The organism is Nonomuraea sp. NPDC059007 (assembly GCF_042740555.1).
Taxonomy (GTDB): Bacteria; Actinomycetota; Actinomycetes; order Streptosporangiales; family Streptosporangiaceae; genus Nonomuraea.
The window spans coordinates 22399-46156 of record NZ_JBHYJD010000047.1 but is presented as its reverse complement, the minus strand read 5'-3'; the positions used below and the strand labels follow the sequence as shown (position 1 = coordinate 46156).

At 71.0% G+C, this 23758-nt stretch carries 18 protein-coding genes; 10 read left to right on the top strand and 8 right to left on the bottom strand.

Annotated features, from left to right (window positions below):
• Positions 1–5: 5 nt before the first annotated feature.
• Complete coding sequence (locus ACFWY5_RS46180) at positions 6–1367, bottom strand: N-acetylmuramoyl-L-alanine amidase (RefSeq protein ID WP_379611887.1); 1362 nt, start codon at positions 1365–1367, stop codon at positions 6–8.
• On the bottom strand, positions 1364–2287 hold the full coding sequence (locus ACFWY5_RS46175) for a M23 family metallopeptidase (protein ID WP_379611886.1): 924 nt from the start codon (positions 2285–2287) through the stop codon (positions 1364–1366). The genes ACFWY5_RS46180 and ACFWY5_RS46175 overlap by 4 nt, the downstream gene beginning before the upstream one ends.
• A gap of 148 nt (positions 2288–2435) precedes the next feature.
• Here ACFWY5_RS46175 and ACFWY5_RS46170 point away from each other — a divergent pair, with 148 nt between their 5' ends.
• Positions 2436–5069, top strand: a complete 2634-nt coding sequence (locus ACFWY5_RS46170; protein WP_379638678.1) for a BTAD domain-containing putative transcriptional regulator — start codon at positions 2436–2438, stop codon at positions 5067–5069.
• Here ACFWY5_RS46170 and ACFWY5_RS46165 read toward each other — a convergent pair.
• Positions 5066–5575 (bottom strand): GNAT family N-acetyltransferase, encoded by a 510-nt coding sequence (locus ACFWY5_RS46165; protein WP_379611884.1) that lies wholly within the window; start codon positions 5573–5575, stop codon positions 5066–5068. The genes ACFWY5_RS46170 and ACFWY5_RS46165 overlap by 4 nt on opposite strands.
• A gap of 2 nt (positions 5576–5577) precedes the next feature.
• Positions 5578–6912, bottom strand: coding sequence for an NERD domain-containing protein kinase family protein (locus tag ACFWY5_RS46160; RefSeq protein ID WP_379638677.1), 1335 nt, complete (start codon positions 6910–6912; stop codon positions 5578–5580).
• A 242-nt stretch (positions 6913–7154) separates the two neighbouring features.
• Here ACFWY5_RS46160 and ACFWY5_RS46155 point away from each other — a divergent pair, with 242 nt between their 5' ends.
• The 6 genes from ACFWY5_RS46155 (at position 7155) to ACFWY5_RS46130 (ending at position 12280) form a co-directional block, all read left to right on the top strand.
• The gene (locus ACFWY5_RS46155) at positions 7155–7781 is read left to right on the top strand and encodes a type 1 glutamine amidotransferase family protein (protein WP_379638676.1); all 627 of its coding nucleotides are present in this window, start codon (positions 7155–7157) and stop codon (positions 7779–7781) included.
• A complete protein-coding gene (locus tag ACFWY5_RS46150) occupies positions 7778–8224 on the top strand; it encodes a MarR family winged helix-turn-helix transcriptional regulator (RefSeq protein ID WP_379611881.1) in 447 nt (148 codons plus the stop codon). The genes ACFWY5_RS46155 and ACFWY5_RS46150 overlap by 4 nt, the downstream gene beginning before the upstream one ends.
• A 200-nt stretch (positions 8225–8424) precedes the next feature.
• Entirely contained in the window at positions 8425–9039 is a 615-nt protein-coding gene (locus tag ACFWY5_RS46145; RefSeq protein ID WP_379611879.1) for a TetR/AcrR family transcriptional regulator, read from the top strand.
• A gap of 191 nt (positions 9040–9230) precedes the next feature.
• Positions 9231–10490 (top strand): MFS transporter, encoded by a 1260-nt coding sequence (locus ACFWY5_RS46140; RefSeq protein ID WP_379611878.1) that lies wholly within the window; start codon positions 9231–9233, stop codon positions 10488–10490.
• Complete coding sequence (locus ACFWY5_RS46135) at positions 10487–11884, top strand: pyridoxal phosphate-dependent decarboxylase family protein (protein ID WP_379611877.1); 1398 nt, start codon at positions 10487–10489, stop codon at positions 11882–11884. The genes ACFWY5_RS46140 and ACFWY5_RS46135 overlap by 4 nt, the downstream gene beginning before the upstream one ends.
• Positions 11885–11896: 12 nt before the next feature.
• A complete protein-coding gene (locus tag ACFWY5_RS46130) occupies positions 11897–12280 on the top strand; it encodes a YchJ family protein (RefSeq protein ID WP_379611876.1) in 384 nt (127 codons plus the stop codon).
• Between the two features lie 4 nt (positions 12281–12284).
• On the opposite strand, the gene ACFWY5_RS46125 is transcribed toward ACFWY5_RS46130, so the two are convergent.
• Positions 12285–15482 carry a GH92 family glycosyl hydrolase gene (locus tag ACFWY5_RS46125; protein WP_379611875.1) on the bottom strand — a complete coding sequence of 1066 codons (3198 nt, stop codon included), beginning with the start codon at positions 15480–15482 and terminating at the stop codon, positions 12285–12287.
• Between the two features lie 177 nt (positions 15483–15659).
• Between ACFWY5_RS46125 and ACFWY5_RS46120 the strand changes: the two genes are divergently transcribed.
• Positions 15660–17060 carry an acyl-CoA carboxylase subunit beta gene (locus ACFWY5_RS46120; protein WP_379638675.1) on the top strand — a complete coding sequence of 467 codons (1401 nt, stop codon included), beginning with the start codon at positions 15660–15662 and terminating at the stop codon, positions 17058–17060.
• Between the two features lie 12 nt (positions 17061–17072).
• Positions 17073–17282, top strand: coding sequence for a DUF5988 family protein (locus ACFWY5_RS46115; RefSeq protein WP_379611873.1), 210 nt, complete (start codon positions 17073–17075; stop codon positions 17280–17282).
• A 7-nt stretch (positions 17283–17289) separates the two neighbouring features.
• On the opposite strand, the gene ACFWY5_RS46110 is transcribed toward ACFWY5_RS46115, so the two are convergent.
• The 3 genes from ACFWY5_RS46110 to ACFWY5_RS46100 are packed head-to-tail and all read right to left on the bottom strand — an operon-like array spanning position 17290 to position 22505.
• Positions 17290–20007, bottom strand: a complete 2718-nt coding sequence (locus tag ACFWY5_RS46110) for an AAA family ATPase (RefSeq protein WP_379638674.1) — start codon at positions 20005–20007, stop codon at positions 17290–17292.
• Between the two features lie 15 nt (positions 20008–20022).
• Complete coding sequence (locus tag ACFWY5_RS46105) at positions 20023–21756, bottom strand: 2-isopropylmalate synthase (protein WP_379638673.1); 1734 nt, start codon at positions 21754–21756, stop codon at positions 20023–20025.
• A 23-nt stretch (positions 21757–21779) separates the two neighbouring features.
• Entirely contained in the window at positions 21780–22505 is a 726-nt protein-coding gene (locus tag ACFWY5_RS46100; RefSeq protein WP_379638672.1) for a BTAD domain-containing putative transcriptional regulator, read from the bottom strand.
• A gap of 222 nt (positions 22506–22727) precedes the next feature.
• On the opposite strand from ACFWY5_RS46100, the gene ACFWY5_RS46095 reads away from it, so the two are divergent.
• Positions 22728–23606: a UbiA family prenyltransferase gene (locus ACFWY5_RS46095; RefSeq protein WP_379638671.1), complete on the top strand. Its 879-nt coding sequence runs from the start codon at positions 22728–22730 to the stop codon at positions 23604–23606.
• Positions 23607–23758: the final 152 nt, after the last annotated feature.

Sequence of the window (23758 nt, the reverse complement as noted above, 5' to 3'; positions counted from 1 at the left end):
GGTTTCTAGCCGCAGTGTTCGAACGGGCTCGTGTAGGTGGAGCTGCCTGCGGAACCTCCCCACTTGACGCACTTGTCCGGTGCGGCCGCTCTGACCGGTCCGGCGTAGTAGGAGAAGTTGCCGGAGTCGGTGGTCCTCGGGCTGCCCTGGACTTCAAGGAAGGCGCTGGTCGCGGTGGCCGTGCCCAGCGAGGTGTGCTTGATCGTGACCACGCAGTTGTTGCCGTTGGCCGGGTTGTAGAGCAGGTAGACTGTGCCCGCGCTGCCGAGCGCCTGCGAGTCGATGATCTTGTAGCCGGTGCCGCAGACCGACTCGGGCGTGTGCGGGTTGCCGCTGCCGCCGGTCACGTAGCTCATGAACTTGTTCCAGTCCCAGTTCGGGCCCGGGTCGGTGTGGTCGTTGCCGGGCACCTCGACGTGGCCCACGATGTTCGCGCGGGTCTTCGGGATGCCGTGGCGGTCGGCGATGTTGCGGGTCAGCGCCGCGGACGCGCGGTACATCTGGTCGGTGAACCACGAGGCGTCGCTGATGTAGCCCTCGTGCTCGATGCCGACGCTGTTGGTGTTGGCGCCCTTGACGTGCCAGGCGACGTCCTTCTCGCGCACCATCTGCGTGATCTGCCCGTCGGACGAGCGGACCACGTAGTGGGAGGAGACCTTGGCCGCCGGGTTCTTGAACCAGGAGATCGTCCCGGCGTAGGAGCCCTGCGCGACGTGGATGACGATCTTGTTGATCGCCGCGCTGGACGGGCGGTTGGCGACCGTGTAGTTGGAGGAACTGGCCGCCGACCACAGCGCGCCGGGGTAGTCGACCGCCGCGGCGGCGAACGGCGTGTAGTCCTCGCCGCGCTCCGGCTGCACGGCCTGCGGCTTGACGCGCACGCCCTTGGCCTCGAAGCCGCTGGACAGCGCCTCGTAGACGGCGTCGGCGTAGATGTTGGCGGTGCTCTTCGCGCCGCCGTAGGCGCCGATCGCCGCGTACCACCGCGCCGGGTCCTTGCGCGCGCTCGCGTCCATGCCGAGCGCGTCCGCCTTGGCCCGCAGTACGGCGGCGCCGCCGAGCACGTTCGCCGCGTCGTCGGTCCTGAGCCGGTCGGCCGGGGTGGAGGTGAGCTCGGCCGCCTCCTCAAGAGCCTTCGGAACCAGGTGCATCAGGCCGTATCCGCCGCTGGCGCTCGGCTCGCCCCGGTGGCCGTCGAGGTGGGTTTCTGCGTAGGCCAGCGCGGCAAGGAGGTCGCGCGGGACGTCGTAGCCGCTGGCCGCCTTGTCGAAGGCGTCGGCGAGCGGGCTGGATTCAGCGGAGGCCGTCGCGGCCTGCTGGCCGGACATCACGAGAAGTCCGGCCAGCAAGAGAATTCTCAGTTTCATGATCCACAGTGCTCGAAGGGAGAGTCGTACGTGGCTGTCCCGGCCTTGCCGCCCCACTTGACGCACTTGCCGGGGGCCGCTGCCCTGACCGGGCCCGCGTAGTAGCTGAAGTTGCCCGAATCGGTTATCCGGGCGCTTCCTTGGACTTCCAGGTACGCCGTCACCGGGGAGGCGGTGCCGAGCGAGGTCTTCTTCAGCGTAACCACGCAGTTGTAGCCGTTGGAGTTGTTGTAGAGCAGGTAGACGGTGCCGCTGGAGCCGAGGGCCGCCGAGTCGACGACGCCGTAGCCGGCCCCGCAGACCTGCTCGGGGGTGTACGGGTTGCTGGACCCGCCGCAGTTCCTGGAGGTCAGCGTCTGGACCGGGTAGCCGAAGGTGGTCCCGTTGAAGACGGCCTTGCGGATGTTGCCCGGGTAGCCTTCGCCCTGCCGTACCTCGTAGTGCAGGTGGGCGCTGATGTTGTTGCCCGGCTTGCTGGTCTTGCCCACGGTGCCGATCTGCTGTCCCTGGGAGACGGCCTGGCCCGCGCTGACCGAGCGGACGTTCAGGTGGGCGTAGTAGGTGGTCCAGCCGCTCCCATGGTCGATCTTGACCAGGTTGCCGTAACCGTTGGTGGAGCCCTGGTGCGCCGAGATCACCACGGTGCCCGACGCGGCGGCGACCACCGGGTCGCCGAGGTCGGCGTCGGCACTGCCGCCGCGGTTGAAATCGATCTCCCACGACTGGTGCGCGCTGCTCGCGCTGGAGTTGCCCGTCCAGCTCTGTCCACAGGGGAACGGCAACTGGAAGTTGGTGGCAAGGATCTCCGCTTCCGCGGAGAACGGCTCTGGGTCGGCCGACGCGGCTGACCCCGTGGTCAGCATCGCGCCGAGGCTGAGTAAGAGGGTGACGCCTGCGACCACTGCTCCTCTGAGCTTCATGGTGATCCTCTCGGGGGGTTCTGGGATCTCTGAGACCAGGGTGTGCATAAGCCGCACAAGAAACGTCCAGAACAGATACAAAGGGCTGTCAGGTCTCCATAAAGGAGCGGATGCGGTCATGTCGGTCACTTTTCATGTGCTCGGACCGTTGGAAGTCAGGTCCGCCGGCGACCCCGTGCGGGTCTCCGGCAAGAAACCCCGCATGCTGCTCGCCACCCTCCTGCTGAACGCGGGACACGTGGTGGGCGCCGACCAACTCGTCGAGATCCTCTGGCCGGAGCGGCCGCCGCGCTCGGCCCAGGCCAACATCCGTACCTACGTCAGCTCCTTACGCACCGACCTCGGCGGCGGCCACCTGCGCGGCGACGGCAGCGGCTACGCCATCGACGTGCCCGGCGGCGCGCTCGACCTGCTCGTGTTCGAGGACCTGGTGACCCGCGGCGACTACGCCGGCGCGCTCGCGCTCTGGCGCGGCGCGCCGCTGGCCGACCTGCCCGGCAGCCCGCTCTGGGACCGCCGGCTCGAACCCCTCCTGGAGGTACGGCTGCGCGCCGCCGAGAACCTGATCGCCCACCACCTGGAAGGCGGCGACCAGGCCGGCGCCATCGCCCTGCTGAGAAGCCTGATCGCCGAACACCCCTACCGCGAGGACCTGTGGCAGCAACTCCTACTGACCCTGCACCGCAGCGGCAGGAAGGCCGAGGCGCTCAAGGCCTACGGCCTCATCCGGGCCCAGCTCGTCGACGAACTCGGCGTCGAACCCGGGGCCGACCTGCGCCGGGCCTACGAGACGATCCTCGCCGACGAGGGCGCGCCGGTCGTGCCCAGGCAACTGCCGCCCGACCTGCCGGACTTCACCGGGCGGGCCGAGGCGCTCGCGACGCTGGCGGCGTCGTTCGGGGTGGCGATCGTCTCGGGGCCGCCGGGGGCGGGCAAGACGGCGCTGGCCGTACATGCCGGGCACGCGCTGCGGGAACGCTACCCCGCCGGGCAGCTCTACCTGGACCTGGCCGGAAGGGAACCCGGCGAACTGCTCGCCGAGGCGCTGCGGGCGCTGGGGGTGGACACGCCGCCGCCCACGGTGCACGAGCGGTCGGCGCTGCTGCGTACGGTGCTGGCCGAGCGGCCGATGCTCATCCTGCTCGACGACGCAGACGGCGCGGACCAGATCCGGCCGCTGCTGCCCGGCAACGGCTGCGCGGTGATCGTCACCAGCCGTAGGAAGATCACCGAGCTGCCCGGCGCACTCCAGCTCGACCTGGGCGAGCTGCCGCCCGCCGACGCGCTGCGCCTGCTCGGCCGGATCGCCGGCGGCGACCGGGTGGCCAGGGAACCGCAGTCCGCCCGGGCGATCGTGGCCGCCTGCGGCGGGCTGCCGCTGGCCGTGCGCAGCGCGGGGGCCCGGCTGGCCGCCCGGCCGGGGTGGTCGCTGGCCGTACTGAAGGAAAGGCTCGAAGAGGACCTGCTCGGCGAGCTCAAGGAGGTACGCGCCAGCCTCGACCGCAGCTACGCGGCGCTGCCCGACGAGGCGGCGCGCACGCTCGGCACGCTCGGCCTGCTCGGCGGCCAGGCGCAGCCCGGCTGGGTGGTCGGCGCCGTGCTCGACCGCCCGCGCGCCGACGACGTGACCGACCTGCTCGTCGACGCCAACCTGCTCAGGCTCGTCGGCACCGACCCCGTGGGCCAGCCGCGCTACGTGGTGCCCGGCCTCATCGGCGCCCACGCGCTCGAACGGCACGCCGACCCCGAAGCCCTCGGCCGCGTACTGGCGGCATGGACGGCCACCACCGAGCACGCCATGACCCGCCTGCCCACCGTCGTCTTCAGCCTCACCTCCGACCGGGCGCCGCGCTGGCAGCTGCCCGCCCGCACGCTCGACCGGCTGACCGCCGACCCCACCGGCTGGTTCGAGGCCGAGCACGACACCCTGGTCGGCGCCGTGCGCGTGGCCGCCGAGGCCGGACTCGCGGCGTCGGCGTGGGGGCTGGCCGCCGCGATGGTCCCCTACTTCGACCTGCACTGCCACTTCGACGCCTGGTCCCGCACGCACGCGCTCGCCCTCGCCGCCGCACGCTCCTCAGGCGACAGGTACGGCGAGGCCGCCATGCTCAGAGGCCTGGCCCAGGTCAGCCTCTACCAGGACAGATACGAGGAGTCGGCGGGCCAGTTCAGCCGTGCCCGCCGCATCTTCCGCGAACTCGGCGACACCAGGGCCGAGGCCACCACGCTGTGCGGCCTCGGCGCCGTCCGGCAGTTCCGGGGCGACGTGGCCAAGGCGCTCGGTCACTACCGGCGGGCGCTGGCCATGTTTCTCGCCGCGGGCGACCAGAACGGCGAGGCCTTCGTCCGCCAGGCCATCGGCCGCCTCTGCCTCAGGAACGGCGACCTGGCCCAGGCGGGCAAGTGGCTCAAACAGGCCATGCGGCTGGCCCAGGAACTCGGCGACTCCCACCGGGAAGGCTGCGTGAGCCTGCAGATCGGCCGGCTCCAGCAGGCCGTCTCCTTCCACCGGCACGCCCTCGACATCTTCGAATCGCTCGGCGACCGGCACTGCGGCGCCTACGCCATGCAGAGCCTCGCCGGGCTCCAGGTGGCACGCGGCGAGTGGGCGCCGGCCTCCGCCGGACTCGAACGTTCTCTGGAGGTCTTCCAGGAACTCGGCGACCGCAGCGGCGAGGCGCAGACCACCGAGATGCTCGGCGAACTGCACCGCTCGGCCGGACGCACCCTTCTCGCCAACGACTACCTGGAGCACGCGAGCACGCTGCGCCGCAGCCTCTAGTTGAGGTCGGCGCGCAGAATGCTGTACAGAACCCCGTCCTGCCAATGGCCGGCCCGGAAGCCGATACCCCGCAGGACACCCTCCTTCGTGAACCCGGCCTTCTCCAGCGCCCGCTGCTCGGCCAGGTTGGACAGCTCGGTGGCGGCCTGGATCCTGTTCACCGTCGAGTGGTCGAACAGGTATCTGACCAGCAGCCGCTGGGCGAGCGTCCCGTAACCCCGGCCGCGGAACTCGGGGGCGACGATGAGCCCCATCTCGTAGCAGAAGGAGACCCTGCTGGTCATCTGCTTGTGCCACGACAGGAAGCCGAGCCGGTCGTCGTCTCTCGTGATGATCAGATAACCGCCCTCGTCGGTGAGGAAGCCGTTCTCCTCCCAGCGCCGGCGGTGGTGGTGCGGGTCGTGCCAGCCGTACCACTGGTGGGCCCCCGAGCCCTCTTGGTCGTTGGTCAGGTGATTGAGGAAGGGTAGGTCGTCTTCGCGCACAGGACGCAGTGAAACATCCATGATCAAGACAGTACGCGGCGGAAGAGGCGCCTGAGACGGGATTCCTGACGAATGCCCTCCAGGGACGCCAGGCTGTCCGCGGCGGTGGGCCGCCTGGCAGGGGCGTCGTCGAGCATCCTGGTCACGACCTCGGGAAGGTCCTTGGCGTCCGTGCCCTCCGTGTTTTCCGGCAGGCCGCCGGTCAGGAGCTGGTAGGCGATCACGCCCGCGGCGTACACGTCCGAGGCCGGGGTCATGCGGTCCGGGCCCTCCTGGCACTCCGGGGCCACGTAGTGCATGTCGAGGACGTTGCCGAGTTCGTGGGCGACGGTGAAGTTGCGGGCGCCCGGCTTGGCGTAGTCGAAGCCCGTCAGCACCGCGTGGCCCTCGTCCGTCACCAGCACGCTGGCCGGGGTGAGGGCGCGGTGGATGACGCCGTTGGCATGGGCGTGGGCCAGGCCGCGCAGCATGTCCTGGACGACGGTCAGGCGGGCGCTCTGCCGTACGTGCAGGGCCTGGCCGTGCACGTCGTCCAGGACCAGCACGAAGCGGCTCTCGTCGTCGATGGCGAAGAAGTCGCGGGAACGCACCACGTTCGGGTGGGGCGGGATGCGGGTCAGGGACTGGTAGGCGTTGGCTATGCGCTGGCGTTCGGCGACCCGGCTGGGCTGGTCGGCCAGGGGGTCGGCCTGGTAGACGCGGAGCAGGACGGTCTCGCTGCCCGGCAGGGTGGCGTTGAAGGCCCGGTATTCGGTCACCTTGGCGTCGCCGCCCAGTTGTTCCTCCACCTCCCAGTTGCCGAACCTCGGCGGGGCGGTGCTGCGCCGTACGGACTGGTGGAGGGCGTCCAGGATCGCGGTCACATAGGGGCGTACGTCGGGACTGCCGCCGCGGCGCACCCGCGTCACGTCGGCCAGCGTGGGGATCAGGGCGTCGAGGTCGGCGACGTTCACGGCGTCGCGGCCGGACGGGTCGGACAGCTCGGCGTCGGGGGAGGTCAGGACCACGAGGCTGTCGACGTAGACGCGCTCAAGCCTGCGGTGGGCGTCGACCAGCAGGCCCTTCAGCGCCCTGGCCGTGCCCCTGAGCTTGGTGACCGGCGAGCCGACCGCGCCGCCGCGCTGCGGGAACCACCGTCCGCCCGAGACCTCGATACGGCCCCGCGTGCCCTTGACGTCCACCACCACGAGGGAGTGGGGCGTGAGGACGATCAGGTCCACCTCGAACAGGTCGTCGCCTCGGGGGACCTCGACGTTGTGCAGCAGGAGCCAATCTTGGGGAGCGTGGTCGCGCAGGTGGGCGATCACCCTTCGCTCGGCGTCGTTGACCGGAATGCCTCCGCCGACGATCTCTGCCATAGAGGCCATCCTCGCACGCCCCCCACCCACCCCCTGCCCGTCTCCGGATCCCGCTCTCGCCCCGAGGACCCCGTGCCGCCCGTGTCCGAGCTCCGCTCTCCTGGAGCCTGCGTGGCCCGAGGCGTTCCGTGTCTCCGCGGCGCTCTCCCCGGGGGTTGGAGCACCCTTCAGGTCCAGAGGGTTGTGGAGGTTGCGGGAGATGGAGAGTTGACAGCATGCTGTCGTCATGACAGAATACTGTCATGACGAAAACAGTTCACCACGCCGTGTACAACACCCTCGCCGACTGGGAGACCGGGCACGCCACCGCCCACCTCCGCAACGGTGCCTGGCACCGCGAGCCCGGCGGGTTCGAGATCGTCGTGGTCGGCGAGACCCTCGACCCGGTCGTCACCTCCGGCGGCATGCGGATCGTGCCCGACATCACGCTCGACCAGCTCTCTCCCCAGGACAGCGAGCTGCTGATCCTTCCCGGCGCCGACACCTGGGTGGGCGGGGAGCTCGACGCGTTCGGGCGTAAGGCCAGGGAGTTCGTGGAGGCGGGCGTCCCGGTCGCGGGGATCTGCGGTGCGACCGTGGGGCTGGCCAGGCAGGGGCTGCTCGACGGGCGCGCGCACACCAGCAACGTGCTGGAGTTCCTGACGATGACGGTGCCCGGGTACAAGGGCGCGGAGCTCTACGTCGAGGCGGACGCCGTAACCGCGGACAACGTCATCACGGCGGGTGCGACCGAGCCCGAGGCGTTCGCCCGCGAGATCTTCGCCCGGCTCGGTGTCTACGAGCCGGAGGTGCTGGACGCGTGGTTCCGGCTGTTCAAGAACAGTGACGCCTCGGCCTTCGCGGCGCTTGAGGCCGCCGGGCAGTCGTGAGCGAAGAGGCGGATCTGCTGTCCGGGAGCGCGATCACCTCGTTCCGGCTCAACGGCCAGTTCCTCGCGATCGCCGAGGAACTGGCCCGCCCGGCCGGGCTCACCGCCGCCTGGTGGCAGGTGCTGGGCGCGGTGCTGCGCGAGCCGTTGCCGGTGGCGGGCATCGCGCGCGTCATGGGGATCACCCGGCAGAGCGTGCAGCGGATCGCGGACCTGCTGGTGGAGAAGGGGCTGGCCGAGTACCTGCCGAACCCGGCGCACCGCCGGGCGAAGCTCCTCCGGCCCACCCCTGAGGGCTTCGCCGCCGTGGAGCGGATCGGCCCGGACCACCAGAAGATGGCCGAACGGATCGCCGACGCGGTGGGCGACGACTGGCCCGCCTGCCTGGCAGCCATGGAACGGCTCTCGCAAGCCCTCGACACCCTCACCGACCAGCAACGCTAACCACCCTCAACGCCCGCCATGGCTCCGGCCGAGGCGGGCTTTGCGTAACCACCCCAAGGCTCGACATGGCCGGTCCGAGGCGGGCTTGCGTGACGCCCGAACGCCCGCCATGGCTCCGGCCGAGGCGGGCTTGGGGGGTGTGGTGAGGCCGTCTCCATCAAGTGATTGACTGAGGGAAATGTCCGGAATATGGTGACGGGGTGCATCCCCAGGAGAACATCGTCAAGGTGGCCACGCAGCTGTTCGCGGCGCTCGGCTACGACGGCACCTCCACCCGCCAGATCGCCGACGCGGCCGGGCTCAACATCGCCACCGTCAACTACCACGTGGGCGGCAAGCGCGAGCTCTACCTCACCGTGATGGAACGCGCCCACACCGCCGAGCGCGCCACGCTGGAAGCGTCGCTGGCCCGGATGTCAGGGGCCGATCCGGTCGATGCCATCCACCGTCTCATCGACGACTATCTCGACTTCTGCCTTGAGCACCCCGAGGTGCCCGCGCTGTGGATGCACCGCTGGCTGTCCGACGCGAGTGACCTCACCGACCTGGAACGCCAGTACGTACGCCCGCTCGTCGACGCCGTCACCCGCGCCCTGGAACCCGCCGTCGCCGCCGGTGTGATCGACCCGGTCGTGGACGTCGAGATGGCCATGTGGTCGGTCATCTGGTGCGTGCACGGGTTCGCCAAGGGCGGGATCCTGGACGCCGACGGCAACCGCAGGGGCGCGGGCGACGTGGCCGCGTCCCGCCGCTTCCGCACCCATCTGCACCAGACCGTCCACCGCGCCCTCGCCCTCCCCGGCACCCTGCCGTGACCCCGCCGCCCAACAACGGCACCCAAGAGCCACCAACCGAAGGCCCACAAGAGCCACCAGCTGACAGCCCACAAGAGCCGCCCAACGACGGCACACAGCAGGTGCCCAACGACGGCACGCAGCGCAGACTCGGCCGGGGCAGGTTGTTCGGGTATGGGGTCGGGTCTGTCGGGACCGGGGTGTTCTCGGCGGTGCCCGGTCTCCTGTTGCTCTACTACCTCACCGACGTCCTCGCCGTCCCGGCCGCCATCGCGGGCGCCGTGCTGGTCGCGCCCAAGATCTGGGACGTCCTGCTCAACCCCTTGGTCGGCGCCGCGAGCGACCGCGAGGCCGTACGCACCGGCCGCAGGACCAGGCTGCTGCTGGCCGGCGCGGTGGCGCTGCCGGTGGCCTTCGCCCTGATGTTCGCGGTACCGGCAGGCGGCACGGGGTTCGCCGTGGCCTGGGCCGGAGGAGCGTTCCTGCTGGCCGCCACGGCGTTCGCGTGTTTCCAGGTGCCCTATGTCGCGCTGCCCGCCGAGATGGCCGGGGGCCGGCGCGGACGGACCAGGATCATGTCGTGGCGGGTGGTCTGCCTGACGGCGGGCATCCTGGTGGCTGGCGGGCTGGCCCCGGCGGTGGTGGATCTGGCGGGCGGCGGCAGGGCCGGGTACGCGGTCATGGGGGTCGCGGTCGGTGCGGTCATGGCGGCGGCCCTGGTCGGGGCCACTCTGGGCACCCGCTGGGTCACGTCGCGGCCCGGCCCGCACCAGCTCGGCCCGGTCGCCGCGTTCCGCATGGCTCGGGGGAACCGGCCGTTCTTCGCGCTGCTGGCCGCCTTCGTGACGCAGGCTCTCGGGGTCGCGGTGATGCTGGCCGGCGCCCCGTACGTGGCCGCGCACCGGCTGGGCGACTACAGCCTGACGTCGCTGATGTTCGTCTGCCTGGTCGGGCCGAGCCTGCTGGCGGTGCCCGCCTGGTCCCGGCTGGCCCGCGCGTACGGGCACGTGCGATGCTACCTCGCCGCCACGCTGGGTTTCGGGCTGGCCGCGCTCGGGCTGGTCCCGGCGATCGCCGCACGCTCGCTGGCCGCCACCCTGGCGCTGACCGCCGTGGCCGGGGTCTGCTACGCCGCGTTGCAACTGCTGCCGCTCTCGCTCCTGCCCGACACCGTCCACGCCGACACCGCCCGCACCGGCCAGGCGCAGGCGGGCGCGTTCACCGGCCTGTGGACGGCGGGGGAGACGGCGGGGCTGGCGCTCGGGCCGGGCCTGTTCGCCGCCGTGCTCGCCCTGTCGGGCTTCACGTCGGCCACTGCCACACAAGCCGGGCAGACAGCGCAGGCGCTCACCGGCATGCTGCTCGGCTTCACCGCGCTCCCGGCCGCGCTCATGCTGCTCAGCCTTCCCCTCATCACCTGGTACGGCCGGCTGGCCGTACCCCATGCAGAAGCCCAGAAGGAGACCGTGTGAGCACCGCCGAGGAGTTGCTGGCCGAGATCGCCGCGCTGAAGCGGCACGACCTGCCGGTACGCGGCGGCCAGGTGACCGCCTATGTGTACGACACGGGCCGGCCGGAGGTGCACGACGCCGCGGCCCGTGCCTACTTCGAGATGCTGGAGGTCAACACCCTCGACCCGACCGCCTTCCCCAGCGTGGTGGAGATGGAGAAGCAGGTCGTCGGCGAGGTGGCGGCGGTGCTCGGCGGCGGGCACGGGATCTTCACCAGCGGCGGCACCGAGTCGATCATGCTGGCGGTCAAGGCGGCGCGGGACGCGGCGGGACGGGCCGGGCCGAACATGGTGGTGCCGGTGACGGCGCATCCGGCCTTCCACAAGGCGGCGCACTACCTGGGCCTGGAGGTCAGGGCGGTGCCGGTGGACCTGGAGACGTTCAAGGTGGCGGCGGCGGCCGTACGGGAGAGGATCGACGGGGACACGGTGCTGGTGGTGGCGTCGGCGCCGTCGTATCCGCAGGGTGTGGTCGATCCGGTGGCGGAGGTCGCCGCGGTCGCGGCCGCGGCGGGGGTGCCGTGTCATGTGGACGCGTGCGTGGGCGGGTGGCTGCTGCCGTGGTTGCGGGAGGCGGGGGCGGAGGTGCCGCCGTTCGACCTGTCGGTGCCGGGGGTGACGTCGATCTCCTGCGACCTGCACAAGTTCGGCTACGCGCCCAAGGGCGCCTCGGTGGTGCTGTTCGCCGATCCGGCGATGCGCAGGAAGGCGTACTTCGCGTCGGCGGCCTGGCCGGGATACACGGTGATCAACGCGACCGTGCAGAGCTCGAAGTCGGCGGGGCCGCTGGGCGGCGCGTGGGCGACGTTGCGGATGCTGGGTCACGAGGGGTACCGGGAGCTGGGGCGGGACACGCTGGAGGCGGCGCGGCGGCTGCGTGAGGGGCTGGCGGCGATTCCGGGGCTGCGGGTGCTCGGGGACCCGGCCGGGTCGCTGATCGCGTTCACCTCATGCGAGATCGACGTCTTCGTGCTGGCCGACGAGGCGCGGGCGCGCGGGTGGTTCATCCAGCCGCAGCTGTCGTACGCCGGAATCCCCGCCAACCTGCACATCACGGTCACCGGCGCCACGCTCAAGGGCGTCGACGCGATGCTGCGGGTGATCGCCGATTCGGCGGAGGCGGCCAGGGAACGCGGACCGGCGCAGGTGCCGGACGGGCTGGTCGAGATGGTGGCGGAGCTGGATCTCGACGCGCTCGGCGACCGGGAGTTCGGCGACCTGGCGGCGGCGGTGGGGGTGGATCTCGGGGGCGGCGGCCAGCCGGGGATGGCCGTGGTCAACTCGATCCTGGACGCGCTGCCCGCGGCCAAGCGGGAGGAGATCCTGGTCAGGTTCCTGGCGGTCATCTACACCTGACACGATGGGCCCATGGCCAAGCGTCCCTGTCCCTGCGGGCTGCCCGCCCTCTACGCCGAGTGTTGCGGGAAGCTGCACCGCGGCCAGGCGCGGGCGGTGAGCGCCGAGCAGCTCATGCGCTCGCGCTACAGCGCCTTCGCCGTGGGCGACTCCGCGTACCTGCTGCGCACCTGGCACCCGCGCACCCGGCCCGGCCGGGTGGAGATCGAGCGCGGGCTGCGCTGGGACCGCCTGGAGATCGTCGCGGCCACGGCGGGCAGCGCGATCCACACCGAGGGGACCGTGGAGTTCCGCGCCCACTTCACCCAGGCGGGCACGGCGGGCTATACGCACGAGGTGAGCAGGTTCGTCAGAGAGGGCGGCGCCTGGGTCTACCTGGACGCCGCCCCCTCCTAGCCACCTAGGCGAACGCCCAGGTGAACAGGTGCATGGCGCCTTCGGGAACGGGCCCGAAGGTCAGGCTGCGCACCTGCTTCGACGGGTCCAGCGCGATCGGCTGGGCGGCGAACAGGTACGACGGGATCGGCTGGAACGCCCACGAACCGCCGAACAACCGGTTGGGGAGCTTGGCCACGATCTCGTTGCCGTGCTGCGGCTGGGCGCTGCTGAAGTTCAGGATCCAGTCGCTGAGGCCCAGCTTGCCGGTGCCGGTGGTGCCGTCGGTGTAGGTGATCGTGACGTCCACCTCGGGGTAGCCGAACGTGGCCGAGCCCAGGAACGCCACCTTCGAGGCCCCGGGCGGCGCCTTCACCTCGACCGGCCCGCTGCCCACCCGCAGGTGGTCCCACTCGCCGGGCTTGCGGTCGGGCCAGGTGAACTCGAACTCCTTCCACTTGTACGGCCTGCCGGGCACGAACCCGTTGGCCGCCAGCCCCTCGTTGGAGTAGCTGAAGTTGAAGCCGTCGAGGTTGGCGATGCCCGGATGGTCCGGGTCACCGACGCCGGCGCCGTTCTGCGCCCAGGCGACGGTGCCGCGCTGGGCGACGTTGAGCCGCACGCCCGTACTCACCTCCCCGGCCACGAAGTCGACCTCCTGGAACCCGGTGGCCATGCCGGGGCTCACCGAGACGACCACCTTCTGCGTGGCCTTGCCGCCCGCCGGGACGCGCAGGATCCCGGCGGCGGGGGTCACGGTGACCCCGGCCGGCGCCTTGGCCGTCCAGGCGACGGACTGCGCCCGCCCGGACGACTGCACGGCCAGCTCGCTGCTGAAGCTGCCGCCCGGCTCGACCGGCCCGCTGCCCGGACTCAGCCCGGCCAGGTACGGCTTGACGCCCTCGCCGAAGCTCGGGGGCGCGTTCCAGGTCTCGCTGCCGAACTGGGTGTTGGGTTTGGCGCCGAGCGTGAAGTCCAGCCGCCCGCCCTGCTGCGCGAACGACTCGGGCAGCCATGCCTTGCCGGTGGCGGCGCCGTTCACCCGCAAGGTCTGCACGTAGGGGTTGGCGGCGGCGCCGGGCGCGCTGATCGTGATCGTGCCCTGCGGCCTGGTGACGGTGACGCTGTCGAACAGCGGCGTGTTGACCATCAGCTCCGCCCGGCCGGGGATCGCGGGGAAGAGCCCCATCGCCGACCACACGTACCAGGAGCCCATGGCGCCCAGGTCGTCGTTGCCGACCAGCCCGTCGGGCCCCGACTTGAACAGGTCCTGCTGCACCCGGCGCACGAGCTCCTGCGTCCGGTACGGCCGGCCCGCCCACGCGTAGAGCCACGGCGTGGCCAGCGAGGGCTCGTTGCCCAGGTAGGCGTACGGCTCGTGCGGACCGGCGTTGAGCTTCTTGAAGAAGGCGTCCAGGCGCGGCAGCACCTGCGCGTTGCCGCCCATCACGTTGAACAGCCCGCGCACGTTGTGCGGCACCATCCAGTGGTACTGCGCCCCGTTGCCCTCCACGTACAGCTGCATGCTGGCCGGGTCGAACGGCGAGACGAACGAGCCGTCCTTGGCCCTGGGCTGGATCCAGGCGTTGGCCGGGTTGTAGAGGTTCTGCCAGTTCTGCGACCTGGCGGTGAACTCCTGCGCGATCTGCGTCTGCCCGAGCCGGGCGGCCAGTTGCGCGATGCCGAAGTCGGCGACCGTGTACTCCAGGGTGGTGGCGGGGTCGATCGGCACGTAGCCCTGGCTCATGTAGGCGGCGTTGCCCGGGCGCTCGTCGTAGCCGAGCAGCGGGCTGCCGATGTCCTGCGGGCCGACCCTCCTGGCCGCCTCGGCCATCGCCTGGACCGCCTTCTGGGCGTCGAAGTCGCGGGCGCCGAAGGCGTACATGCTGGCCAGGATGGAGTGGTAGGGGTCGCCGACCATGACGCCGGTGATCGCGATCTGGTGGGACCAGCGGTCCCAGACGTTGCCGACGGCCTGGGCGTTGTCGTACATCGACTGGGCGATGTCGGCGCCGACGGCCGGGTCGAGCAGGGCGATCAGCTGGACCTCGCTGCGGTAGATGTCCCAGCCGGAGAAGAGCGCGTAGTGGTGGCGGCCGGGCCGTACCTGCTTGGGCTTGTGGTCGAAGCCGGGGTACTGGCCGTCCACGTCGTCGGAGACGTGGGGCTGCAGGAGCGCGTGGTAGAGGTTGCTGTAGAAGGTGCGCTGGCGGTCCTCGCCGCCGCCGGTGACCCGGATCTGGCCGAGCCGCTTGTTCCAGGCGGCGTAGCCCTGGTCGCTGATCTGGCCGAGGTTCTGCGTGCCGACCTCGGCGGCGAGGTTCTTCTTGGCGCCGTCGATGCTCACGTAGGACAGGCCGACGCGCATCTGGACCGGCTGGCCGGAGTCGAACTGCAGGTAGGCGCCGGATCCCGGACCGCTCGTGACGACGTCGCCGTCGCCGACGGTCTCGGCGTTCGCGACGCGGGCGGGGCCGTTGTTCTTGACGCGGGCGGCGCCGGGGGTGACCGTGTCGTCCTTCCACGTGCCGTACGCGGTGACGGGCCGGTCGAAGGTGGCGTGGAAGTAGACCTTGTAGCGCATGGGCGGGCCGCAGAAGCCGCCGGTCTGGATCCAGCCTTCGACGGTGTTGCCGCTGACCCTGGTCTCGCCGTCGTCGACGCCGTTGATGGAGCCGCTGGTGTTGAGCAGCACGGTGCCGGGCTTGCCGGCCGGGAAGCTGAAGCGGCCGACGCCGGCGCGGGTGGTGGCGGCCAGTTCGACCCCTACGCCACTGTCGAGCGTGGCCGAATAGGAGCCGGGCCGGCCTTTCTCATTCTCGTGCTTGAACGTCTGGACGTAATCCCAGCCATTGGTGGCGGGAGAGCGGCCGATGACACCGGAGAACGGCATGATCGGGAAATCCTGGGCGCCGTTGCAACCGGGCCCGGATATGTGCGTCATGGAGAATCCGCGCAGGCGGTTGTCCTCCCACGCGTATCCGCCGCCGGCCTCTCTGACGGTGTCAGGGCTCCACTGCATCATGCCGAACGGCAGTACGGCGCCGGGAAAGGTCATCCCTCCGCCGCCGCCGTGCCCGAAGTCGGGAGCCGCTTCCTTGGTGCCGTGGAAGACGTTGACCAGGGCGGCAGGGTCGGTCTGCGGGGAATGGACGGTGGCCCCCGGCGGAACCGCCAGCGAGACCAGAAGCGCGGAAACGATAGGTAAGGACCATTGGGACACGTCAGTCCTCCAAAAGTGAAGATCCCGATATGGAAGCGCCTATGACGAAGCCGGGTCAACGCGCAGAAAGGGCGGCAACAAGCTGTCATCGGCAACCGGACAATAAGGGTTGGCAGGGCGTTGTGATCTTGGCACTTTTGCCATTAACCACTGCCGAGCGTCAGGAAATATCCAGCGATGACAGTTCTGTCAGAACGAATCACTGATACGAGAGCGCCGTCGGTCCGCCTTTCCCGCCTGCTCGACCCCGACACCGCAGTCGCGCTTCACGAGGAGGACGGCAGCGGCGTCACCGCTGTTCGCGGCCTGGTGGACGGGGCGCCCGTGGTGGCCTTCTGCACCGACGCCACCCTCAAGGGCGGCGCGCTCGGCGCGGCCGGAGCCCAGCACATCGTCGAGGCGATCGACATCGCGGTGCTCCAGGGGTCCCCTGTGATCGGGCTGTGGCACTCGGGGGGCGCCCGGCTGGCCGACGGGGTGGAGTCGATGGACGGCGTCGGCCGCATGTTCGCCGCCATGACCAAGGCCTCCGGTGTGGTGCCGCAGATCTCCGTCGTGCTCGGCCCGGCCGCCGGCGCCGCCGCGTACGGCCCGGCGCTGACCGACGTGATCGTCATGACGGATGACGCCCGCCTGTTCGTGACCGGCCCCGACATCGTCAAGACCGTCACCGGCGAGCAGATCGACATGGCCGGCCTCGGCGGTCCCGCAGCCCACGGACCCAAGTCGGGCGTCGCCCACGTCACGGTCGCCGACGAGGAGGAGGCCTACCGCAGGACCCGCCGCCTGGCCGGGTTCTTCACCCGGCACGGCGGTTTCGACTTCACCGAGCTGAGCGAGCCCAGGGATCTCGGCTCCCTGCTGCCCGACTCGCCGCGCCGCGCGTACGACGCCCGAAAGCTCGTCCGCGCCATCGTGGACGACGGCTTCGAGGAACTGCAGCCGAAGTGGGCGGGGAACATGTGCACGGGCCTCGGCCGCCTCGGGGGGCGCACGGTCGGCGTGCTGGCCAACAACCCGCTGCGCAAGGGCGGCTGTCTCGACTCCCTGTCGGCGGAGAAGGCCTCCCGGTTCGTGCGCATGTGCGACGCGCTCGGCGTCCCGCTGCTCGTCCTGGTGGACGTGCCCGGTTACCTGCCGGGTGTGGACCAGGAGTGGGGCGGGGTCGTACGGCGCGGCGCCAAGCTCCTGCACGCCTTCGCCGAGTCCGTCGTCCCGCGCATCACGCTCATCACCCGCAAGTCCTACGGCGGCGCCTACATCGCCATGAACTCCCGGTCGCTCGGCGCCACGCGGGTCTTCGCCTGGCCGGGCTCCGAGGTGGCCGTCATGGGCGCCGAGGCCGCGGTCGGCATCCTGCACCGCAAGGTCCTGGCCGCCGCGCCGGAGGAGGCGCGGCCGGAGCTGCTGGCCCGCCTGACCGAGGAGCACCAGCGGGTGTCCGGCGGCGTGCAGCGGGCGCTGGCGATGGGCGCCGTGGACGAGGTCATCGCCCCCGAGACCACCCGGCTGCGTCTGGCCGAGGCTCTCGCCGAGGCGCCGTCGTCGAGAGGGCGCCATTCCAACATCCCCCTCTGAAAGGAGGCAGTCATGTCCCAGTTCAAGGTCATCCTGCTCGGCGGCCCGCCGCACCTGCCCGCCGACCGCCGCATCCAGCGGGTCGTCGCCGTCGAGGAGACGTTCAAGCTGCCGCTGGGCGCCGGGTACGAGCACTTCCGGCACCAGGGCGAGAACACCTCCGTCGACGGCGAGGATCTGCCGGTGCTGCGCTGGGTCATGCACACCGCCATCGCGGAGTGAGACCCGATCAGGTGTGCTCACGGGCCAGGCTCGTCGGCAGGTCGGTGCGGCGGGTGACGTTGAGCTTGCGGAAGATCCTCGTGAGGTGCTGCTCCACGGTGCTGACCGTGATGAACAGCTTCCCGGAGATCTCGCGGTTGGTGAATCCCTCCGCGGCCAGCGTCGCCACCCGCAGCTCGGCGTCGCTGAGCACCGGGCTCTCGCCGTGGTGCTCGGGCTCGGGCGCCGGGTCGGTCCTGCGCCCGCGCGACAGGGCCCGGCTCAGCGGGGCGGCGTGACAGGCCTCGGCCAGGACGCGGGCCCGCCGCCCGAGCATCCCGGCCCGGCGCGCCTCGCCCTTGGCGTGGTAGGCCTCGGTGAGGTCGAACAGCGCTCTGGCCAGCTCGTACCGGTCGCCGCACGACTGCAGCAGGTCGCTCGACTGGCGCAGCAGCATCGGCCGGGTACGCGGCTCGCTCACCGAGGCCAGCACCCGCAGCGCGATGCCGTGGACCCGGTTCGACCGGCCGCGGCAGCGGGTCAGCTGGTCGTCGATGAGGCGGCGGGCCTCCTCGGTCTGGCCGAGCTGGATCAGCGCCTCGGCCGCGTCCACCCGCCAGGGCAGGAACCCGGGCACGTCCATCTCCCACGCGCGGATCAGCTCGCCGCAGTGCATGAAGTCGCGCAGCGCCTGCCTGGGCTGGTCGGCGGCGAGGTTGAAGCGGCCCCTGCCGTAGAGGTACTGCAGGCCGTAGCGCGTCTCCAGCATCGCGTCGGGGACGGGCTCGTCGAAGCGCGACAGGCACTCGTCCAGGCGGCCCATGGCGGAGCCGGCCAGCAGCAGGGTTCCGAGCGGGCTGCCGACGGCCACGCCCCAGCTGCCGGCCGGGATGATCTCCAGCGCACGGGTGGCGTCCTCGGCGGCCGCGGCCAGGTCGCCCCTGCGCAGCGCGATCTCGGCGCGGATGGCCGACAGCCGGGCCTGCCTGCTCGGGGCGCGGCGGGCCGCCGCCTCCTCGATGAAGGCGTCGCACCAGGGCGCGGCCTTGCCTGAGCGGTCGGTGTAGGTGAGCGTCAGCAGCGCGCTCTCGACCGTGTCCATGGACATCTCGTCCAGGTGCGAGCCGCGCAGGATCTGCTCGGCCGTGGCGATCGTCTCCTCCTTCGGCCCTTCGGCCAGCACGCCGGCCAGCGCCTCCGCCGACTCCATCCGGCGCCCCACCCGCAGCGACGAGGCGGCGCTGCCCGCCTGCTCGCGGGTCAGGCCGGGCAGATGCCGCAGGAACGAGGGGTAGGTGCCGCGGAACCACGGACGGGCCGCGGCCACCTCCGCCACCGCCTCCTGGTCGAGCCGGTCGGGCTCGGCGAGGTGGCCGAGCACCTCCTTGGCGTCGCCGGCGTGGCCGTGCCACAGCAGCGCCTTGGCCAGCACCACCGCGTCGGAGCCGCCCAGATTGCCCTTGTGCAGGGCGTCGGTGAGCTCGGCGAGCTGGCCGGTCGGCGTGCCGGGGTCGATGCGCCACTTGGCGCGTACCAGCATGGTCGCGATCCTGGCCCGCCGCCGCTGGTCGTCGCAGGCGCGCGAGGCGAGCTTCAGGTACTCGATCGCGATCTCCACGCCGTCGTCGCGCAGCGCGTGCGAGGCCGCCTCCTCCAGCACCGACAGCGCCCACGGCTCCTCGGCGTGCCCGGCCTTCAGCAGGTGCTGTGCCACGACGGCGACCGGAGCGCCCTCGTCGTAGGTGAGCTCGGCCGCCTGGCGGTGCAGGCCGACGCGCTCGGCGGGGTCGAGCTCGCCCAGCACGGCCGACCTGGCCGTCTCGTGGCGGAAGCGGCCCTCGTCGAGCAGGCCGACGCCGTCCAGGGCCATCAGCGCCTTGGCGGTGGCCGGCTCGCTCTCACCGAGCAGCCTGCCCAGGCGCTCCGGCTCGCCCAGCACCGCCAGGCCCCTGGCCGTCACCAGCATGCGCAGGTCGGCCCGGTGCAGGCAGGCCAGGACGGCGTCGCCGTAGCGGGTGGCGGGGGCGCCGCTGTCCTGAAGGTCCTCCAGCAGCGCGTCGGCCAGCAGCCGGTTGCCGCCGCTGAGCTCGTGGCAGGTGGCCGCGTGCCGTTCGGCCGCCTCGGCGCCGGCGCGCTCGGCCACCCGCTCCGCCACGCCCTCCGCCGACAGGTGCGACAGGCGCACCCGACGGCAGTGGGGCTGGCGCAGAACCTCGGTGTGGAAGAGGCTCTGCAGGTGCGGGCTGTGGTCGGCGGCGCTGAAGACCAGCATGATCTTGGCGAACCTGACCCGGCGCGCCAGGTACGACAGGCACAGCTGGGAGCCGCGGTCGGCGTAGTGGACGTCGTCCACCATGATCACCAGCGGGCAGCGCTCGGACAGGTCCAGCAGAACCCTGGCCAGCGCGTCCACGACCTGGACGTCCATGTGCTCGATGGCCTCCGAGCGCGGGTCCAGGCCGAGCTTCGCGCGGGCGTCCTCGCGCATCAGGCCGAGCGTGGTCTCCTGCTGCTCCTCCGTCAGCGGGGCGCTGTGGATGAGCTGGGAGAGCACGCCCAGCGGGACCTCGGACTCGGCGCGGGAGCCGGTCGCGGTCAGCGGTAGCGCGCCCTGCTCGAAGACGCCTTCGGCGAAGCCGTACAGGAGCTTGCTCTTGCCGGTGGCGACGGCCCCGGTGACCATCGCGATGCGGCCCTTGCCGGACACCGTTTCGTCCAGCAGCGCGCGCAGAGTGGCCAGTGACATCGCTTCTCCCCGTTCCTAGTGCCCCACCGCGGCGACGCTCACAGCACGGCTGGTGTGGGTCTCGCGGACCAGGCGCGTCCCGGCGGCCCGCACGGCCAGGAAGGCGGCGGTGGCGATGTCGGCGTCGATGCCGACGCCCCAGGCCACCTCGTCGCCGAGCGCGCACTCCGCGTAGATCACGGTCTCTTCTCGCGAGCAGCCGCCGAGCAGCCGCTGGTGGGGCTCGAGCTCCTCGTGGTCGAGGGATCGGCCCGTACGGTGGACGACGCGTACCTGGATGCCCCAGGGACCGAGCAGCGCGCCGAGCGTGCGGAAGGTGTCGGCCCGCGGGCCGCAGTGGTCGAAGGCCCCGTCCACGTACAGCAAGGCGGTGATGGGCGTGTGCCAGCCGGCCGCCTCGGCGGCGTCCCCGTGGTACAGGTACTCCTGCGCGAACAACGCGCCGATCAGGCTCGGCGACAGCTCGCCGCCCATCGTGTCCGCGTGCGCCTGCACCTTCGCCGCCAGGTCGCTCTGAAGGCCGCGCGGCAGGTTCATGCCGTGCCACGCGCTCATCACGTAGGCGACGCCGCCCTTGCCCGACTGACTGTTCACGCGCACGACCGCCTCGTAGGTGCGGCCCACGTCCTTGGGATCCACCGGCAGGTACGGCACCCGCCACGGCAGTTCACCGGCGGGCAGGTCACGCGCGAGCGCCTGCCGTTCCAGCTCGTCGAAGCCCTTCTTGATGGCGTCCTGGTGTGAGCCGGAGAAGGCGGTGTAGACCAGGTCGCCGCCGTAGGGGTGGCGGGGGTGGACGGGCAGCTCGTTGCAGATCTCGACGGTGCGCCGGATCGCGCTGATGTCGGAGAAGTCGAGCCCGGGGTCGACGCCGTGGGAGTACATGTTCATGCCGAGCGTCACGAGGCAGACGTTGCCGGCCCGCTCGCCGTTGCCGAACAGGCAGCCTTCGACCCGCTCAGCCCCCGCGAGCAGGGCGAGTTCCGCCGAGGCCACGCCGGTGCCGCGGTCGTTGTGCGGGTGGACGGACAGGCACACGTGCTCGCGCCTGGACAGGTTGCGGCCGAGCCACTCGATCTGGTCGGCGAAGACGTTGGGCAGCGAGCGTTCGACCGTGGTCGGGAAGTTCAGGATGATCCCGCGTCCCTCGCCGGGCTGCCAGACGTCCATGACCGCCTCGCAGACCTCCAGGGAGAAGTCCGGCTCGGTCTCGTTGAACAGCTCGGGGGAGTACTGGAAGGCCACGTCGGTGCCGCGCAGCCGGCGCTCGGCGCCGTCCATCATCACGCGGGTGGCCCGCACGGCCATCTCCTTGCAGCCGTCGCGGTCCATGCCGAAGACGACCTCGCGGAAGACCGGGGAGGTGGCGTTGTAGATGTGGATCATCGCGCGGTTCGCGCCCTTGAGGCAGTCGATCGTCTGCTCGATGAGCTCCTCGCGCGCCTGGGTGAGCACGGTGATGCGGACGTCGTCGGGAATGCGGTCCTGCTCGATGAGCATGCGCACGAAGTCGTGGTCGCTCCGGCTGGCCACGGGAAAACCGACCTCGATCTCCGTGAATCCCATATCCACCAGAAGCTCGAACATCATGAGCTTGCGCTCGGGGGTCATCGGATTGGCGAGGGACTGGTTGCCGTCGCGCAGATCCGTCGACAGCCAGCGCGGCGCGGTGCGAATTCGATTGCCGGGCCATGTGCGGTCGACCAGGTCGATGGGCGTGAATCCGGCGTAACGCTCGACACCCTTCATCGGTTTTCCTTTCGCAGGCCTTTTCAATGCAGAGCGGGGAGGTCGAACGTGGGCTTCACGCCCAGCTCGGCGTCCAGGAGAATGCGCAGCCCCTCGTAGGCCCGCCGGGCGTCGGTGCGTCGGCCGGCGCGCGTGAGCGCGGTGATGAGCTGGGAGTGGAAGGTCTCGTTCAGCGGATGCGCGGCGACCAGCGCGCGCACCTCCTCGATCAGCTCCGTGTGCCTGCCGAGCTTGATCCGCAGGTCGATGGAGGTCTCCTGGGCGCGCAGCCGCTGCTGGTCGAGCAGGGTCGCGGGCGGGCCGAGAACGAAGCCGAGCGGCACGTCGGCCAGGGCGGTGTAGCCGCTCCAGAGGCCGAGCGCCCGCTCCAGCAGCCGTTCGGCGGCGGCGGTCCTGCCCTCGCGGGCCTGCTCCCCCGCCCGCGCGACCAGGCGGGGGAAGACAAGGGCGTCGACGCGGTCCGCGTCGGTGTGCAGCACGTATCCGGCGGGCCTGGTGACGACCAAAGGACCCGCCGCCGGCCCGAGCATTCTGCGCAGGTAATAGATGTGGGTCTGCAGGGTCTTCAACGCGTCTTTCGGCGTCCTGGCCGGCCACAATTCATCGATGAATTGATCGAACCCGACCGTACGACCGGCATTGAGCGCCAGCAGGGAAATCGCCTGGCGAATCTTCGCGCCACGCAGTGCCAGTATTCCAGCGTATTCGTCGCGCACCTCTACAGGCCCGAGCAGCTTGAAATCCAGCATGACATTCCCTATCGTCGCGTTGGGTCGACTTGAGGCGAAGCTAGCCGGGGTTTCGCGGGCCGGGCAAGATGGATTCCCGGGAGGTTGTAGTCCGGGTATCCGAGGAATCATCCGGGACTACAACTTTCGTATCACCCCCTTATCTTCGCGGGTGCCGGGGGCAAGAATCCGGCCATGGCTGGAGTAACCGCGTCAAGGAACGCGACAGGTTCGATCCCTTCGATGCTGGCGATGTGCGTGGCCGAGGCCAGGCCGGCCGTCCTGACCGTGTCCGCGATGCGCTTCCTCACCGGCGTGGTGCTGGCCCTTCCGGTCACGGCGGTGGCTCCAGAGCCGATCAAGGTGCTGCAGGGCGTCGCCGCGTGGGTCCTGTCGATCTTCGCCATCTACCTGTTCAACGGGGTCACCGACGTGGCGGGAGACCGCGTCAACGGATCGGCCAGGCCGATCGCCCGAGGGGCGCTGGATCCGGGGTCGGCGCTGTTCGTGGCAGGTGTGGCGGCGGTGCTGTCGCTGGCCGCCACGCTCGACCTGCCGGGCCCGATGACGCTGATCGTGGGGGCCAACCTGGTGCTGGGCTACCTCTACTCCGGTCCGCCGGTGCCGCTCAAGGGCAGCTCCGGCGGCACCGTGGCGGTGCTGGTGCTGTCCGGGCTGCTGTCGTACCTGGGGGGTTTCACGCTCGCCGCAGGGGGGCAGGCCACCGGCACCCCTGTCGGGCTGCTGGTGTTCGCCGCCGCCTCCGTCTACTGGATGACGCTCGTCGGCGTGCCGGCCAAGGATCTGTCCGACTGTGAGGGGGATGCCGCGGCGGGGCGGCGCACGGTCGTGGTGACCAGGGGTGAGCGGGCGTGCAGGTGGTTCATGTCGGTGGCGGCGTCCGTGCTGGCCGTGGCGTTGTTCGCGGTGGTCGTGCTGCTGGGGGTGGAGCTGGTCTGGGTGGTCGTGGCGCTGGCCGCGGGGGCGGTCGCGGTGGTCGTGGCCGGTGCGGGGCGGGTGCGCTTAGGCGGGGGAAGCCGGTACGAACAACGCCGGCCGTACCGCGCGTTCATGGCCACACAACACCTGGTTCACATTACCGCGCTGATATCTGGCATTTGACGTTATATGTTGCCAGGATGGCCGGGCTGCGAGATAGTTGAGTGCTCGGTCCCATGGGCGGAAGGGACATCCTTGGATGCGGCATACGGGGTTGGGGGCGACCCGGCGCGAATCGTGGACGCATGCCGGGAAGAAATCCTCGTCGAATTCGA

What these genes read in the sequence shown, in the direction of transcription:
- ACFWY5_RS46180 (WP_379611887.1), bottom strand. Translation starts at nt 1,367, where the DNA reads ATGAAACTGAGAATTCTCTTGCTGGCCGGACTTCTCGTGATGTCCGGC.
- ACFWY5_RS46175 (WP_379611886.1), bottom strand. Translation starts at nt 2,287, where the DNA reads ATGAAGCTCAGAGGAGCAGTGGTCGCAGGCGTCACCCTCTTACTCAGC.
- ACFWY5_RS46165 (WP_379611884.1), bottom strand. Translation starts at nt 5,575, where the DNA reads ATGGATGTTTCACTGCGTCCTGTGCGCGAAGACGACCTACCCTTCCTC.
- ACFWY5_RS46160 (WP_379638677.1), bottom strand. Translation starts at nt 6,912, where the DNA reads ATGGCAGAGATCGTCGGCGGAGGCATTCCGGTCAACGACGCCGAGCGA.
- ACFWY5_RS46155 (WP_379638676.1), top strand. Translation starts at nt 7,155, where the DNA reads ATGACGAAAACAGTTCACCACGCCGTGTACAACACCCTCGCCGACTGG.
- ACFWY5_RS46130 (WP_379611876.1), top strand. Translation starts at nt 11,897, where the DNA reads ATGGCCAAGCGTCCCTGTCCCTGCGGGCTGCCCGCCCTCTACGCCGAG.
- ACFWY5_RS46120 (WP_379638675.1), top strand. Translation starts at nt 15,660, where the DNA reads ATGACAGTTCTGTCAGAACGAATCACTGATACGAGAGCGCCGTCGGTC.
- ACFWY5_RS46115 (WP_379611873.1), top strand. Translation starts at nt 17,073, where the DNA reads ATGTCCCAGTTCAAGGTCATCCTGCTCGGCGGCCCGCCGCACCTGCCC.
- ACFWY5_RS46110 (WP_379638674.1), bottom strand. Translation starts at nt 20,007, where the DNA reads ATGTCACTGGCCACTCTGCGCGCGCTGCTGGACGAAACGGTGTCCGGC.
- ACFWY5_RS46105 (WP_379638673.1), bottom strand. Translation starts at nt 21,756, where the DNA reads ATGAAGGGTGTCGAGCGTTACGCCGGATTCACGCCCATCGACCTGGTC.
- ACFWY5_RS46100 (WP_379638672.1), bottom strand. Translation starts at nt 22,505, where the DNA reads ATGCTGGATTTCAAGCTGCTCGGGCCTGTAGAGGTGCGCGACGAATAC.
- ACFWY5_RS46095 (WP_379638671.1), top strand. Translation starts at nt 22,728, where the DNA reads ATGCTGGCGATGTGCGTGGCCGAGGCCAGGCCGGCCGTCCTGACCGTG.